Consider the following 15810-nt stretch of genomic DNA (forward strand, 5'->3'; position numbering starts at 1 on the left):
CGTCATCCCTTCCCGGCTGGTGGTCGATCGCGCTGCGCGAGTTCACGACTGGCGTCCAAATAGCTCATGGCTCCGCGCGAGCCGGGATCGTAATCGATGATCGTCATGCTGTAGCCCGGCGCCTCGGATACCTTGACGCTGCGCGGGATCACGGTGCGCAACACCTTGTCCCCGAAGTACCGGCGCACTTCCTCGGCCACTTGGTCGGCGAGCTTGGTGCGTCCGTCGTACATGGTGAGGATGACCGTGGTCACGTCGAGTTGCGGGTTCAGATGCGACTTCACCATCTCGATGTTGCGCATCAGCTGGGACACCCCCTCCAGCGCGTAGTACTCGCACTGAATCGGGATCAGCACCTCGGGTGCCGCCACGAGGGCATTGATGGTGAGCAGCCCGAGTGACGGCGGGCAGTCGATGAAGACGTAATCGAAGTCGAAGTTGTCCAGCTCCGCCAACGCGTTCCGCAGCCTGTTCTCGCGGGCCACCATACTGACCAACTCGATCTCGGCGCCCGCCAGATCGATCGTCGCCGGTACACAGAACAGGCGCTCGCTGTGCGGGCTGCGGCGCATAGCCTCCTGCAGTGTCACCTCGCCGATGAGGACTTCGTACGACGAGGGGGTGCCGGACTGACGGTCGGCGATGCCCAGCGCGGTGCTCGCATTGCCCTGCGGATCGAGATCAATGACGAGCGTCTTGAGGCCCTGCACCGCGAGCGCGGCCGCGAGGTTGACGGCGGTGGTGGTCTTACCGACGCCGCCCTTCTGGTTCGCGATGGTGAAGAGCCGGCGCTGACGCGGTCGCTGCAGCGGTTCGTGCGTTGTATGCAGAACCCGCATCGCGCGTTCGGCCGCGGCCCCTATGGGCGTATCGATGTCGATCGATGTTTCACGTGAAACATTCACGGTGGGATTGTGCGCCCCCGGCGCCGTCGCTGCCACCCCATGTGATGATCTGGCTTCGGGTGGGTGGTGAATGGGCGACGGCATCGCCGGCACGGTGGTCACGGGTGTTCTGGTCGGCGCGGGTGCGGGCGTCGCGGCCCTGGCGGTGAATCTCATTCCGCTCCCCTGCCCGCCCGCTGCTTGTGCCGCGTAGCCCTGCCCCGCCGCGCCACTACTCCGGTTGCGGGCTGCTCCAAATAGTTCGCGCCACATGTCACCACCCTTACATCGGTGGCACCCGAAGCCTCCATCACACGCCGGTGCTCCCGAACTTCATCCGGGGCGCGCTCCCCCTTGATTGCGATCATCTGCCCGTCGTGCTTCAGCAACGGCATACTCCACTTCGTCAGTTTGTCCAAGGCCGCCACCGCCCGGGAGACAACGGCATCGCTGCCACCCAGTCGGTCTCGAACCGCGCGCTCCTCCGCGCGGCCGCGGACCACTTCCACCGGCACGCCGAGGTTCGTCACAATCTCCGACAGAAACTCGCTGCGGCGCAGCAGCGGCTCCAAAAGCACGACCCGCAGATCGGGGCGCGCGAGAAACAACGGGATGCCGGGCAAGCCCGCGCCACTGCCGATATCCACCACGCGGGCGCCATTCTCCAACAGCTCGGCGAAGACCGCGGAGTTCAACAGGTGCCGGTCCCAGAGGCGATCGGCCTCGCGTGGTCCGAGTAGTCCCCGCTGGACACCGTCAGTAGCCAACAACTCGGCATAGCGCCGAGCGAGCTCGAGGTTCGGCCCGAAGATGGTCTCGGCCGGGGCCGGCGGCCGGGGACCGGCGGCGCGGGAATCGCCATGTTTCACGTGAAACATCCCTTCGCTCTCCCGCGATGCCCTCAGAACTACAAGCCTGTAACTCCCCACATCACGGTCGGGTCACAGTCCGGCCGCGCGGTGTCACGAGTCAGTCACGTAGGACGACAACCCGTCGCGCGGGCTCGGCGCCCTCGCTCTCACTGTGTACTCCGGGCACCGACGCCACGGCATCGTGCACGATCTTGCGCTCGAAAGGTGTCATCGGCGAAAGCGCCTCGCGCTCGCCCGTCTCCGCCACCCGCCGGGCCACCTTGTCGCCCAGCGCCGCCAGCTCCTCTCGGCGACGGCGCCGCCAGCTTGCGATGTCGAGCATCAGTCGGCTCCGCACACCGGTCTTCTGGTGGACGGCCAACCGGGTGAGTTCCTGCAAAGCGTCGAGCACCTCGCCGCCGCGGCCCACCAGTTTGTTGAGATCGTTGCTGCCGTCGATGCTGACCACCGCACGGTTGCCTTCGACGTCCAGGTCGATGTCGCCATCGAAGTCCAACAGGTCCAGCAGCTCTTCCAGATAGTCGCCGGCGATCTCGCCCTCGGCGACCAACCGCTCCTCGAGGTCGTCGGCCGAGTCGGCCTGCTCGTCGGCCGTGAGATCCTCGTCGGATGCGGCGTCCGCGTTCAGTTCGGTGGTCTCCGCGTCGGTCATGGTGTTTCTCCCCTCTTCCACGGGTTGCTATTGGCGGCGCTGCGCCGCGTTTCTTGCCTGTCTCGTCGAGTCGGGGCGGTGCGGCCTGGTTGGCAAGCCCCGGCAAGTTCGGGTGCGCTGACTAACGTTTGCGCTTTTTGGGTCGTGCTCCCGGCCTTGGGGTACGCCCCGGGCCGCTGTTCCGGTTGCCCGGGCTCAGCTTGGGTGCCTGAGTGCCTTTCGCCGGTTTGCCGTCTGTCGCGCCGTCTTCGACGTCACTCGTTTCGGTGCCGCCCGTATCCCCCTCGCCGGCGGCCGCCGGTCCCGTCTTCGGTGTCCGTTTCGGCTTGGCGCCCGGGGCGGGCGCGTTGGCCGCCCGGCGCTGCAACACTTCCTGCTTCTTGGCCTCGTCTTCCTTCTCGATCATTCCGAAGACGTAGTGCTGCTGGCCGAACGTCCAGATGTTGTTGGCGAACCAGTACAGGATGATCGCCAGCGGCAGGAAGGGTCCGCCGACCACCACGCCGAGCGGGAAGACGTACAGCGCCAACTTGTTCATCATCGCCGTCTGCGGATTGGCCGCCGCTTCCGGACTCTGGCGCGCGACCGACGCGCGGCTGTTGAAGTACGTCGCGACGCCGGCGAGGATCATCACGGGTACGCCGACCGCGATCACCGCGGGACGGCTGAAGTGTTCGAACGCATCCAGCCCGCCGCCCTGCGTCATCGAGGCGCCGATGGGCGCGCCGAACAGGTTGGCCTTCAAGAAGTTCTGCACATCGGTCGGGGTGAAGACGTAGTTCCCGACGAGCTTGTTCTGCGCCACCGACATCTGCTGCAAGCCGATGCCGCCGGTTGTCCGGTTGAACGAACGCAGCACGTGATACAGACCGAGGAACACCGGGATCTGCGCCAGCATCGGCAGGCAGCCCAGGATCGGATTGAACCCGTGCTCGCGCTGCAGCTTTTGCATCTCGAGCGCCATGCGCTGGCGGTCCTTGCCGTACTTCTTTTGCAGCGCCTTGATCTGCGGCTGCAGTTCCTGCATCTGCCTGGTCGTACGGATCTGCCGCACGAAAGGCTTGTACAGCAGTGCGCGCAAGCTGAACACCAGGAACATCACCGACAGTGCCCAGGCGAAGAAGTTGTCCGGTCCGAGCACAAACGCGAACGCTTTGTACCAGACCCACATGATCCACGACACCGGGTAGTAGATGAAGTCCAGGCTGAAGAAATCAAACAAAAGATCCACTCTCCCCTTGCTGTGCCGGAGCGTCTCCGGCCGCAGTATCGAAGTTGGTCCGGCACTCGTGGCGCTCCGGGATTGGATCCCATCCTCCCCGATGCCACGGCCCGCACTTTGCGAGCCTGGCTACCGCCAGCCAACCTCCCCGAAGAACTCCGTACTCGGCCAGGGCCTCGACCGCGTATTGACTGCAGGTTGGGACGAACCGGCACGACGCCGGGCGCAGCGGCGACACCATGTGCCGGTAAAGCTGAATGACATAGATCAACGCGCGCGCCACGGGGGTGCCTGCCCTGCCGGCGGAGCGAACCACGCGCGCAGGGTTCCACTGGGCGACGCTCACCGCTCGGTACCCGCCAGCTCGAAGGCTCGACGTAGTCCGCTACGCAGCTGTTGCTCCAGCCACGCCGACGAGACGTGCCTGCTACTCGGCAAGGCGCGAATCACCACCTGGTCGTGCGGGTGCAAGCTGTCCAGCATCGGCCGGGCAACGTGACGCAGCCGCCGTGCCACTCTGTGACGTTCGACCGCAGACCCCACCCGCTTGGCAACGATCAACCCGACCCGTGGCCCGGGGACATCGTGTTGGTCACTCCCCCGCCGCACATGCACAACCACATCCGGCTGCACCGTGCGCATCCCGTACCGCACGGTCGCGTCGAACTCAGACGACCGCCGCATGCGGTTACGTGCGGAAAGCACGGCTAACGGAACCCGAGCTTGCGATCAGGCAGTTAAAGAACGACGACCCTTACGCCGCCGGCCGGACACGATGGCCCGACCCGCGCGAGTACGCATCCGCAGCCGGAAGCCGTGAACGCGGGCTCGGCGCCGGTTGTTCGGCTGGAAGGTCCGCTTGCCCTTGGCCACGGCTATTCTCCTCGTGTGTTGGCATAACCGTCCGCCGACTGATGCTTCGCAATTCGTCGAGCGGAGGTGTTTCCCGCTTGCTGGCCGGCGCGGTCCCCGGGCACATGATCCGGGTCGCAGCCGTATCGCCGACTTTCGGGCGACTGTTTGAGGGTACTGATGCGGCTTGTCCTGGTCAAACCTCGCCCGCCTCAGCAGACTCACGACGATGGCTGGTGTGGTCCGATCCCGACGGCCCGGCGCGTGGCCGATTCTGGTCAGATCATCAAGAACGCCAGCGGAATACAAGAGAACTGTTGGCAGCCGCAACGAAAACTGTTAGCTTCTTGCGGGGTAGCATTCAAGCCGCTGCGGAGTTGGGACTCTGACGATAATGAAGCGAGGATGGCGGATCGACTAGCTGAGCGGACAATCGCATGGTTGTCTACAGCATGAAGATCACGAGCCGTTGCCAATAGGCGGCGGCACGCTATTGACCTTCCTTTCCACATCTGTGGATAACCATGTGGACAGGTGCATCGTCGCCATCAGCAGTTGCACCTCGACCGTCGGACCAGGAGATGCGTCGTTGACCGATGACCCCGGTTCTGGATTCGCCACGGTGTGGAATGCGGTGGTCTCCGAACTCAACGGTGAATCCCCCAACGGCCACGCCCTCGCCACGCCGCTCACACCCCAACAGCGCGCCTGGCTGAATCTGGTCCAGCCGCTCACCATCGTCGAGGGTTTCGCTCTGCTCTCGGTGCCGAGTGTGTTCGTGCAGAACGAAATCGAACGCCATCTGCGCACCGCCATCACTGACGCACTCAGCCGTCGGCTCGGCCAACAAATCCAGCTCGGGGTGCGCATCGCACCGCCACCCGCCGACGACGACGGGGTCGCCGCGGCGGAGAACGTCACGGCGCCGGCTGATGAACCCGACACCGACGACAGCGACACCGTGATCGGGCCGGGGCAGAACTGGCCGAACTACTTCACCGAGCGTCCCGCCGCTTCCGACGGCGGCTCGGCCGCCGGCGGCACCAGTCTCAATCGGCGCTACACATTCGACACCTTCGTCATCGGCGCTTCGAACCGTTTCGCGCACGCCGCCACCCTGGCCATCGCCGAGGCGCCCGCCCGCGCCTACAACCCGCTGTTCATCTGGGGTGAATCGGGTCTGGGCAAGACCCACCTGCTGCATGCGGCCGGCAACTACGCACAACGGCTGTTCCCTGGCATGCGGGTCAAGTACGTCTCCACCGAAGAGTTCACCAACGACTTCATCAACTCGCTGCGGGACGACCGCAAAGTCGCATTCAAGCGCAGCTACCGAGACGTCGATGTGCTACTGGTCGATGACATTCAGTTCATCGAAGGCAAAGAAGGCATCCAGGAGGAGTTCTTCCACACCTTCAACACCTTGCACAATGCGAACAAGCAGATCGTCATCTCCTCCGACCGGCCGCCCAAGCAACTGGCCACCCTCGAAGACCGGCTTCGCACCCGATTCGAGTGGGGTCTGATCACCGATGTCCAGCCGCCGGAACTCGAAACACGCATCGCCATTCTGCGCAAGAAGGCGCAGGTCGAGCGTCTCGCGGTACCCGACGACGTCCTGGAACTCATCGCCAGCAGCATCGAGCGCAACATCCGCGAACTCGAGGGCGCGCTGATCCGGGTCACCGCGTTCGCCTCGTTGAACAAAACACCGATCGACAAGGCCTTGGCCGAGATCGTGTTGCGCGACTTGATCGCCGACGCCAGCGGCATGCAGATCAGCGCGGCCACCATCATGGCCGCCACCGCCGAATACTTCGACACCACCGTCGAGGAATTACGCGGTCCAGGCAAGGCCCGCCCGCTGGCACAGTCCCGACAGATCGCGATGTACCTGTGCCGGGAACTCACGGATCTCTCGCTGCCCAAGATCGGCCAGGCGTTCGGCCGCGATCACACCACCGTGATGTACGCCGAGCGCAAGATCCGCAACGAGATGGCCGAGCGGCGCGAGATCTTCGACAACGTCAAAGAGCTCACCACCCGCATCCGGCAGCGCTCCAAGCGCTGAATCACCCTCTTACGCGCCTCATCGCCGGTTTCCCGCGTCCTTTTCCAAAAAACTTCTCTACCTCGAGTCACAACCGCACCAGCGGCGCGATGTGTGTACTCCTGTGCACAAAGCTGCCAAACTCCAGTGCAGCACCACCGCCGCGGTGCACCACAGTGCTTCATCCCCAACCGCCCAGCATCACCCACACAGCCGTGCACGTCGTCTTCCACAACCGACCCCGGCCCGGAGCAGCAAAAAGACCGGCTGTCCCCAGCTTGCACACCCCTTATTACTGATATTGAGATCTCTCCGTAATTTCTTCTTTGAAGTACACCCCTGGGGACGTCCTGTGCGAGGCGTCCTCGGGCAGCCCGCGCACCGGCTTTGTCACCGTTTACGTTTAGCTTTCAAGTTGGCCCGAGAAGCTCTACGGTTGTTGTTCGACTGCCGTTACGGTCGTCGTTGCGAATGACACACCGGCAGGGGAGCCGGGTACGGATTCGAACTCTGGTGAAGGGACGCAATGGACGCGGCTACTACACGGGCTGTCACCGACTTGAAGTTTCGTTTGGTGCGGGAGTCCTTCGCCGAAGCGGTGTCGTGGGTGGCCAAGAACCTGCCGTCCCGGCCCACCGTGCCGGTGCTTTCCGGGGTGCTGCTCACCGGCTCAGACGACGGTCTGACGATTTCCGGATTCGACTACGAAGTCTCCGCCGAGGTCCAGGTCGCTGCCGAAATCGCCTCCCCTGGAAGCGTTTTGGTGTCCGGGCGGCTGTTGTCCGACATCACCCGGGCGTTGCCGAACAAGCCTGTCGATTTCTTCGTCGACGGCAACCGGGTAGCGCTGACCTGCGGCAGCGCGCGATTCTCGCTCCCGACGATGGCCGTCGAGGACTACCCGACGCTGCCGACGCTGCCCGAGGAGACCGGGACGGTGCCGGCGGAGTTGTTCGCCGAGGCCATCGGCCAGGTCGCGATCGCGGCCGGTCGCGACGACACCTTGCCGATGTTGACCGGGATCCGGGTGGAGATCTCCGGTGAGACGGTGGTGCTGGCGGCGACCGACCGGTTCCGGCTGGCGGTGCGTGAGTTGACCTGGTCGGCGTTGTCGCCGGACATTGAGGCCTCAGTTCTGGTCCCGGCCAAGACGCTGGCCGAAGCGGCCAAGGCCGGTGCCGACGGTTCGGAAGTACGGCTGTCGTTGGGTTCTGGATCTGGAGTGGGCAAAGACGGACTGCTCGGAATCAGCGGCAACGGCAAACGCAGCACCACCCGGCTGCTGGACGCCGAATTCCCGAAATTCCGTCAGCTGCTGCCGGCCGAACACACCGCGGTGGCCACCATCAACGTGGCCGAATTGACCGAGGCGATCAAGCTGGTCGCGCTGGTGGCCGACCGGGGGGCGCAGGTCCGGATGGAATTCGCCGACGGGATGCTGCGGCTGTCGGCCGGGGCGGATGACGTTGGTCGCGCCGAGGAGGATCTGGCCGTCGACTACGCCGGTGAACCACTGACGATCGCGTTCAATCCCACCTACCTGACCGATGGTCTCGGCTCGCTGCACTCCGAGCGGGTGTCGTTCGGCTTCACCACTCCGGGTAAGCCGGCTTTGCTGCGGCCGGCTTCGGCCGACGATGCCGTGCCGACCGGCAGTGGCCCGTACCCGGCGGTGCCGACGGATTACGTGTATCTGCTTATGCCGGTACGGCTGCCGGGCTGATCATCGAGGCGTCGAGGTAGGTGTACGTCCGGCATTTGGCGTTACGGGATTTCCGGTCCTGGGCGCATGCGGAAATCGACCTGACGCCGGGTCGTACCGTCTTCGTGGGTCCGAACGGTTTTGGCAAGACGAATCTCGTTGAGGCGCTCTGGTATTCGACCACGCTGAGCTCACATCGAGTTGGTACCGACGCGCCGCTGATCCGGGCCGGGGCCGAACGCGCCGTGGTGTCGACCATCGTCGTCAACGACGGCAGGGAATGCGCGGTGGACCTCGAGATCGCCGCGGGCCGGGCGAACAAGGCGCGACTGAATCGGTCACCGGCGCGCAGCACGCGCGAAATCGTCGGCGTGCTGCGCGCGGTGTTGTTCGCGCCAGAAGATCTGGCCCTGGTCCGGGGTGATCCCGCCGAGCGCCGCCGCTACCTCGACGAGCTGGCAACGGTACGGCGTCCGGTCATTGCCGGCGTGCGCGCCGACTACGACAAAGTGCTGCGGCAACGCACCGCATTGTTGAAGTCCTTGTCCGGCGCCCGGTTCCGCGGTGACCTCAGCGCGCTGGACACACTGGACGTCTGGGACAGTCGGCTGGCCGAGTACGGAGCCCAACTGATGGCCGCCCGGATTGACCTGGTGAATCAGCTGACACCCGAGGTGGAGAAGGCGTACCAACTGTTGGCGCCCGAATCACGTTCTGCCGCAATCGGTTATCGTGCCAGTACGGACTCTGTGGTTCCCGGTGCCGATCACGGCGCGGACCGGGAGATGCTGGAGGCCACGTTGCTGACGGCGCTGGCCGCGCGCCGTGAAGCCGAACTCGAGCGCGGGGTCTGCCTGGTCGGCCCGCACCGGGACGACCTGGAACTGCGGCTCGGTGATCAACCCGCCAAAGGTTTTGCCAGTCACGGCGAATCGTGGTCGTTCGCGGTGGCGTTGCGGCTTGCTGCCTATGAATTGCTGCGCGCCGACGGCGGCGAACCGGTGCTGTTGCTGGACGACGTCTTCGCCGAGCTGGATACCAAGCGCCGCCGGGCGCTGGCTAACGTCGCGGAGTCAGCCGAGCAGGTGCTGGTGACCGCGGCGGTGCTGGAAGACATCCCGGACGGCTGGGACGCGACCCGGGTGCATATCGAACTGCGGGACAGCGACGCCGGCGCGGTGTCGGCCGTTGCGGCGGTGCAGGAATGACCGAGGCCGAGGACGCCGCGGGCGGCGACGAACTGCGGGGCATCGATCTGGTTCGGCGAACCCTGGAAGACGCGCGCGCCGCAGCTCGTGCACGGGGACAGGACGCCGGACGGGGACGCGCGGCCCCGGTGCCGCGTCGACGCGTCGCCGGCGGGCGGCGCAGCTGGTCGGGTCCCGGCCCGGACGGGCGTGACCCGCAACCGCTGGGACGACTCGCGCGCGACCTGGCCAAGCAACAGGGCTGGACGACGCACGTGGCCGAAGGCACGGTCTTCGGGCATTGGAATTCGGTGGTCGGCGAGCAAATCGCAGAGCATGCGACCCCGGCCGCACTCAACAACGGGGTGCTGAGTGTGACGGCCGAATCGACGGCATGGGCGACCCAGCTGAGGCTGATGCAAGCACAACTGCTGGCTAAGATCGCCGCGGCCGTCGGCAACGGCGTGGTGACGTCGCTGAAGATCACCGGCCCAGCGACGCCGTCATGGCGCAAGGGCCCGCGGCACATCGCCGGCAGAGGCCCGCGGGACACCTACGGCTAAGGGCTCTTGACAGCCCGGATGGTCGCGCTCTGAGAGCCGCCAGAAATTAACGGACCCGCATTCGGAAGGTCGGGACGCGGCGACAACGAAGATAATGAGCGCACGGCGCAATGAGATGGGTAGAAACGCGCCCGCAAAATCGGTCCTGACGGTAGTTCACGGTAGAGTGGCAGGAGTGCGACCGCTGCGGTGAATGAACCGCTCGCATGCAACCCCAAGGAGAGCATTCCGACCGTGGCTGCCCAGAAGAAGAAGGCACAAAACGAATACGGCGCTTCCGCCATCACCGTCCTCGAAGGATTGGAGGCCGTCCGCAAACGCCCGGGCATGTACATCGGCTCCACGGGTGAGCGTGGTCTGCACCACCTCATCTGGGAGGTGGTCGACAACTCGGTGGACGAGGCGATGGCCGGTTACGCCACCCGGGTCGATGTGCGAATACTCGACGACGGCAGCGTGGAGGTCGCCGACGACGGCCGCGGCATTCCGGTCGCCATGCACGCCACCGGCGCCCCGACGGTCGACGTCGTCATGACCCAGTTGCACGCCGGCGGCAAGTTCGGCGGTGAAAACAGCGGCTACACGGTCAGCGGTGGGTTGCACGGCGTCGGTGTGTCGGTGGTCAATGCGCTGTCGACCCGACTCGAGGTCGACATCAAGCGCGATGGGCACGAGTGGTCTCAGTACTACGACCGCGCCGTACCCGGGACCCTCAAGCAGGGCGAGGCCACGAAGAAGACCGGGACCACCATCCGGTTCTGGGCCGACCCGGACATCTTCGAGACCACCCAGTACGACTTCGAGACGGTGGCGCGCCGGCTTCAGGAGATGGCGTTCCTCAACAAGGGCCTGACCATCAACCTGACCGACGAGCGGGTGGACCAGGACGAGGTCGTCGACGAAGTCGTCAGCGACACCGCCGAGGCGCCCAAGTCCGCCGAAGAGAAGGCGGCCGAATCCAAAGCGCCGCACAAGGTCAAGCAACGCACCTTCCACTACCCCGGTGGTCTGGTCGACTTCGTCAAGCACATCAACCGGACCAAGAGCCCAATCCAGCAGAGCGTCATCGACTTCGAGGGCAAGGGCACCGGCCACGAAGTCGAGATCGCGATGCAGTGGAACGGTGGCTACTCGGAGTCGGTACACACCTTCGCCAACACCATCAACACCCACGAGGGCGGCACGCATGAAGAAGGGTTCCGCAGCGCGCTGACGTCGGTGGTGAACAAATACGCCAAAGACAAGAAACTGCTGAAGGACAAGGACCCGAACCTCACCGGTGACGACATCCGCGAAGGACTGGCCGCCGTCATCTCGGTCAAGGTCGCCGAACCCCAATTCGAGGGACAGACCAAGACCAAGCTGGGCAATACAGAGGTCAAGTCATTCGTGCAGAAGGTCTGCAACGAACAGCTCACCCACTGGTTCGAGGCCAACCCCTCGGAAGCCAAAACCGTTGTCAACAAAGCGGTATCGTCCGCGCAGGCCCGCATCGCGGCGCGCAAGGCCCGAGAATTGGTGCGGCGCAAGAGCGCTACCGATCTCGGCGGGCTGCCCGGCAAGCTTGCCGACTGCCGCTCGACCGACCCCCGCAAATCGGAATTATATGTGGTGGAAGGTGACTCGGCCGGCGGCTCGGCAAAGAGCGGTCGCGACTCGATGTTCCAGGCCATCCTCCCGCTGCGCGGCAAGATCATCAACGTCGAAAAGGCTCGAATCGACCGTGTGCTGAAAAACACCGAAGTCCAGGCGATCATCACCGCGCTGGGCACCGGTATTCACGACGAGTTCGACATCACCAAGCTGCGCTACCACAAGATCGTGTTGATGGCCGACGCCGACGTTGACGGACAACACATTTCGACGTTGTTGCTGACGCTGTTGTTCCGGTTCATGCGGCCGCTGCTCGAGCATGGCCACGTATTCCTGGCGCAGCCGCCGCTGTACAAGTTGAAGTGGCAGCGCAGCGAGCCCGAATTCGCCTACTCCGACCGGGAGCGCGACGGTCTGCTGGAAGCCGGGTTGAAGTCCGGCAAGAAGATCAACAAGGAAGACGGCATTCAGCGCTACAAGGGTCTCGGCGAGATGGACGCCAAGGAGTTGTGGGAAACCACAATGGACCCGTCGGTGCGGGTGCTGCGCCAGGTGACGCTGGACGACGCCGCCGCGGCCGACGAGTTGTTCTCCATCCTGATGGGCGAGGACGTCGAGGCGCGCCGCAGCTTCATCACTCGTAACGCGAAAGACGTACGCTTCCTGGACGTTTAACCAGTCCGCCTTCGACGATCAGACGAGGAATAGATGACTGACACGACGTTGCCGCCCGGTGACGACTCGGTAGACCGGATCGAACCGGTCGACATTCAGCAGGAAATGCAGCGCAGCTACATCGATTACGCGATGAGCGTGATCGTGGGCCGCGCGCTGCCGGAGGTTCGCGACGGTCTCAAGCCGGTGCACCGCCGCGTGCTGTATGCGATGTACGACTCCGGGTTCCGGCCAGACCGCAGCCACGCGAAGTCCGCCCGGTCAGTCGCCGAGACGATGGGTAACTACCACCCGCACGGCGACGCCTCCATCTACGACACCTTGGTGCGGATGGCACAGCCGTGGTCGCTGCGGTATCCGTTGGTCGACGGGCAGGGGAACTTCGGCTCGCCGGGTAACGACCCGCCGGCCGCGATGCGGTACACCGAGGCGCGGCTGACCCCGCTCGCCATGGAGATGCTGCGTGAAATCGACGAGGAGACAGTCGATTTCATTCCCAACTATGACGGTCGCGTGCAAGAGCCGACCGTGCTGCCCAGCCGGTTCCCCAACCTGCTGGCCAACGGGTCGGGCGGCATCGCGGTGGGTATGGCCACCAACATCCCGCCGCACAACCTGCGCGAGCTGGCCGAGGCGGTCTTCTGGTGCCTGGAGAATTACGACGCCGACGAAGAGGCCACGCTGAGCGCCGTCATGGAACGGGTCAAGGGCCCCGACTTCCCGACCTCCGGATTGATCGTCGGATCCGCGGGCATCGCCGATGCTTACAAGACCGGCCGCGGATCCATCCGGATGCGCGGAGTTGTTGAGGTAGAAGAGGATTCGCGGGGGCGGACCTCGCTGGTCATCACCGAGTTGCCCTATCAGGTCAACCACGACAACTTCATCACCTCGATCGCCGAGCAGGTGCGTGACGGCCGGCTGGCCGGCATCTCCAATATCGAGGACCAATCCAGCGACCGGGTCGGTCTGCGCATCGTCGTCGAGATCAAGCGCGACGCGGTGGCCAAGGTGGTGCTGAACAACCTCTACAAGCACACCCAACTGCAGACCAGCTTCGGCGCGAACATGTTGTCGATCGTGGACGGTGTGCCCCGCACGCTCCGGCTCGATCAGATGATCCGCTACTACGTCGAGCACCAACTCGACGTCATCATCCGGCGCACCACCTACCGGTTGCGAAAAGCCAACGAGCGGGCCCACATTCTGCGCGGTCTGGTCAAGGCCCTCGACGCACTGGACGAAGTGATCGCGTTGATCCGGGCGTCGGAAACCGTCGACATCGCGCGCACCGGTCTGATCGAGCTGCTCGACATCGACGAGATCCAGGCGCAGGCGATCCTGGACATGCAGCTGCGCCGGTTGGCGGCCCTGGAGCGGCAGCGCATCATCGACGACCTGGCCAAGATCGAAGCCGAAATCGCTGACCTGGAAGACATTCTCGCGAAACCGGAACGTCAGCGCGGCATTGTGCGCGACGAACTGCGCGAGATCGTCGACAAGCACGGCGACGACCGTCGTACCCGGATCATCGCGGCCGACGGCGACGTCAGCGACGAGGACCTGATCGCCCGCGAGGAAGTCGTCGTAACCATCACCGAGACCGGCTACGCCAAGCGCACCAAGACCGACCTGTACCGCAGTCAGAAGCGCGGCGGCAAGGGTGTGCAGGGCGCTGGGCTCAAGCAGGACGACATCGTGCGGCACTTCTTCGTCTGCTCGACCCACGACTGGATCCTGTTCTTCACCACGCAGGGCCGGGTGTACCGGGCCAAGGCGTACGAGCTGCCGGAGGCCTCGCGCACCGCGCGCGGCCAGCACGTCGCGAACCTGCTCGCCTTCCAGCCCGAGGAACGCATCGCCCAGGTCATCCAGATCAAGAGCTACGAGGATGCGCCGTACCTGGTGCTCGCCACCCGCAACGGGTTGGTGAAGAAGTCGAAGCTCACCGACTTCGACTCCAACCGATCGGGCGGGATCGTGGCCGTCAACCTGCGCGACGGCGACGAGCTCGTCGGTGCGGTGTTGTGCTCGGCCGAGGACGACCTGCTGCTGGTCTCGGCCAACGGACAATCCATCAGGTTCTCGGCGACCGACGAGGCGCTGCGGCCGATGGGACGCGCCACCTCCGGCGTGCAGGGCATGCGGTTCAACGCCGACGACCGGCTGCTGTCGCTGAACGTGGTCCGCGAAGGCACCTTCCTGCTGGTGGCCACCGCGGGCGGCTACGCCAAGCGGACCGGGATCGAGGAGTACCCGGTGCAGGGCCGCGGCGGCAAGGGCGTGCTGACCATCATGTACGACCGCCGACGCGGCCGGCTGGTCGGCGCGTTGATCGTGGACGACGAGAGCGAGTTGTACGCGATCACCTCGGTGGGTGGTGTCATCCGCACCACGGCGCGCCAGGTCCGCAAGGCGGGCCGGCAGACCAAGGGCGTGCGGTTGATGAACCTCGGTGAAGGCGACACCCTGCTAGCCATCGCCCGCAACGCCGAGGAGAACGCCGAGGCGGACGTCGAAGACGAAGAAGCGCCGGCGACCTAGGCCGCGCACAGCGGCAGGCAGGCGGTGGCTCGGTGCGCGGTGAACCCGGCATAGACTCAGCTACTTGAGTACACACGTTAGGAGTCGGGGTGAGTTCACCGAACGAGCCGGGCGCCCCCAATCAGGGTGACAACCCGAATGGGGAGGGGGCGGTCGAACGCGCCGGCGCGCACCGGGCGACGACCGGACCCGGCCGCCTACCGGACGCCGCGGATTCGCCGCCCTGGCAGCGCGGAGCTGCCCGGGCCGCGTCCCAGTCAGGACCGCCGCCCCGGCCGGCCACTGACCCGCCGACCGATGTCCGGCCACCCGCCTCTTCAGAGGCCCGGCTGAACCGCTTCATCACCGGTACATCCGCACCTTCCACTTCACAGGCGGAGGCTCCACCCGTGCGTAGCGAAAACTCACCCGCCGAGGCCTATGCCAGCGAGTTGCCGGACCTGTCCGGTCCCATCCCGCGGGCGTCGCAGCGAAACGACCGCAAACCGGCCGCCGATCGGGCCGAGGCACCGAGCGTCTCGGGCACCACCGGCCGCGCGGCGACCAGCGAATCGCGTGAATCGCGGGTACAGGTGGGATCCCGGCGTGCCCGCGGTCCGGTCCGCGCCAGCATGCAGATTCGGCGGATCGACCCGTGGAGCACCCTGAAGGTGTCGCTGCTGCTGTCGGTGGCGCTGTTCTTCGTCTGGATGATCGCCGTGGCGTTCCTGTACCTGGTGCTCGGCGGCATGGGCGTGTGGGCCAAGCTCAACAGCAACGTCGGCGACCTGCTGAACAACACCAGCGGCAGCAGCGGGGAGCTGGTCTCCAGCGGAACGATCTTCGGTGGCGCCGTGCTGATCGGGTTGGTCAACATCGTCTTGATGACCGCGATGGCCACCATCGCCGCGTTCGTCTACAACCTGACCACCGATCTGATCGGCGGTATCGAAGTGACACTGGCCGACCGCGACTAGCGTGCACGCGTTTTGGGGGTAGGGCTGCCGGTGCGGTAATCTCGTCGCTCGTCCGTAT

At 65.2% G+C, this 15810-nt stretch carries 14 protein-coding genes; 7 read left to right on the forward strand and 7 right to left on the reverse strand.

Annotated elements, in window-relative coordinates; all coding sequences use genetic code 11:
- Positions 1-2: 2 nt before the first annotated feature.
- From A5645_RS17240 to rpmH, 7 genes are all read right to left on the reverse strand, one after another.
- Positions 3-989 (reverse strand): ParA family protein, encoded by a 987-nt coding sequence (locus tag A5645_RS17240; RefSeq protein ID WP_253867037.1) that lies wholly within the window; start codon positions 987-989, stop codon positions 3-5.
- 68 nt (positions 990-1057) lie between these two features.
- Complete coding sequence (gene rsmG, locus A5645_RS17245) at positions 1058-1762, reverse strand: 16S rRNA (guanine(527)-N(7))-methyltransferase RsmG (protein WP_065130434.1); 705 nt, start codon at positions 1760-1762, stop codon at positions 1058-1060.
- 91 nt (positions 1763-1853) lie between these two features.
- Complete coding sequence (locus A5645_RS17250; RefSeq protein ID WP_065130435.1) at positions 1854-2408, reverse strand: Jag family protein; 555 nt, start codon at positions 2406-2408, stop codon at positions 1854-1856.
- A 121-nt stretch (positions 2409-2529) separates the two neighbouring features.
- On the reverse strand, positions 2530-3639 hold the full coding sequence (gene yidC, locus A5645_RS17255; RefSeq protein ID WP_081288408.1) for a membrane protein insertase YidC: 1110 nt from the start codon (positions 3637-3639) through the stop codon (positions 2530-2532).
- Positions 3623-3976, reverse strand: coding sequence for a membrane protein insertion efficiency factor YidD (gene yidD / locus A5645_RS27215; protein WP_155768053.1), 354 nt, complete (start codon positions 3974-3976; stop codon positions 3623-3625). The genes yidC and yidD overlap by 17 nt, the downstream gene beginning before the upstream one ends.
- Entirely contained in the window at positions 3973-4335 is a 363-nt protein-coding gene (rnpA, locus tag A5645_RS17260) for a ribonuclease P protein component (RefSeq protein WP_065034057.1), read from the reverse strand. The genes yidD and rnpA overlap by 4 nt, the downstream gene beginning before the upstream one ends.
- A 24-nt stretch (positions 4336-4359) precedes the next feature.
- Positions 4360-4503, reverse strand: a complete 144-nt coding sequence (gene rpmH, locus A5645_RS27220; protein WP_019735309.1) for a 50S ribosomal protein L34 — start codon at positions 4501-4503, stop codon at positions 4360-4362.
- Positions 4504-5071: 568 nt separating this feature from the next.
- On the opposite strand from rpmH, the gene dnaA reads away from it, so the two are divergent.
- The 7 genes from dnaA (at position 5072) to A5645_RS17295 (ending at position 15752) form a co-directional block, all read left to right on the forward strand.
- Positions 5072-6553 carry a chromosomal replication initiator protein DnaA gene (gene dnaA / locus A5645_RS17265; protein ID WP_065034068.1) on the forward strand — a complete coding sequence of 494 codons (1482 nt, stop codon included), beginning with the start codon at positions 5072-5074 and terminating at the stop codon, positions 6551-6553.
- 505 nt (positions 6554-7058) lie between these two features.
- Positions 7059-8255, forward strand: a complete 1197-nt coding sequence (gene dnaN, locus A5645_RS17270; protein ID WP_065130436.1) for a DNA polymerase III subunit beta — start codon at positions 7059-7061, stop codon at positions 8253-8255.
- 20 nt (positions 8256-8275) lie between these two features.
- Positions 8276-9442 carry a DNA replication/repair protein RecF gene (gene recF / locus A5645_RS17275; protein WP_065130437.1) on the forward strand — a complete coding sequence of 389 codons (1167 nt, stop codon included), beginning with the start codon at positions 8276-8278 and terminating at the stop codon, positions 9440-9442.
- Positions 9439-9984, forward strand: coding sequence for a DUF721 family protein (locus A5645_RS17280; RefSeq protein ID WP_065130438.1), 546 nt, complete (start codon positions 9439-9441; stop codon positions 9982-9984). The genes recF and A5645_RS17280 overlap by 4 nt, the downstream gene beginning before the upstream one ends.
- Positions 9985-10218: 234 nt before the next feature.
- Positions 10219-12252, forward strand: coding sequence for a DNA topoisomerase (ATP-hydrolyzing) subunit B (gyrB, locus tag A5645_RS17285; protein ID WP_065034067.1), 2034 nt, complete (start codon positions 10219-10221; stop codon positions 12250-12252).
- A 33-nt stretch (positions 12253-12285) separates the two neighbouring features.
- Positions 12286-14796, forward strand: coding sequence for a DNA gyrase subunit A (gyrA, locus tag A5645_RS17290; RefSeq protein ID WP_065130439.1), 2511 nt, complete (start codon positions 12286-12288; stop codon positions 14794-14796).
- A gap of 89 nt (positions 14797-14885) precedes the next feature.
- Complete coding sequence (locus A5645_RS17295) at positions 14886-15752, forward strand: DUF3566 domain-containing protein (protein WP_065034052.1); 867 nt, start codon at positions 14886-14888, stop codon at positions 15750-15752.
- Positions 15753-15810 lie beyond the last annotated feature (58 nt).

Source organism: Mycobacterium asiaticum (assembly GCF_001673635.1).
GTDB lineage: Bacteria > Actinomycetota > Actinomycetes > Mycobacteriales > Mycobacteriaceae > Mycobacterium > Mycobacterium asiaticum_C.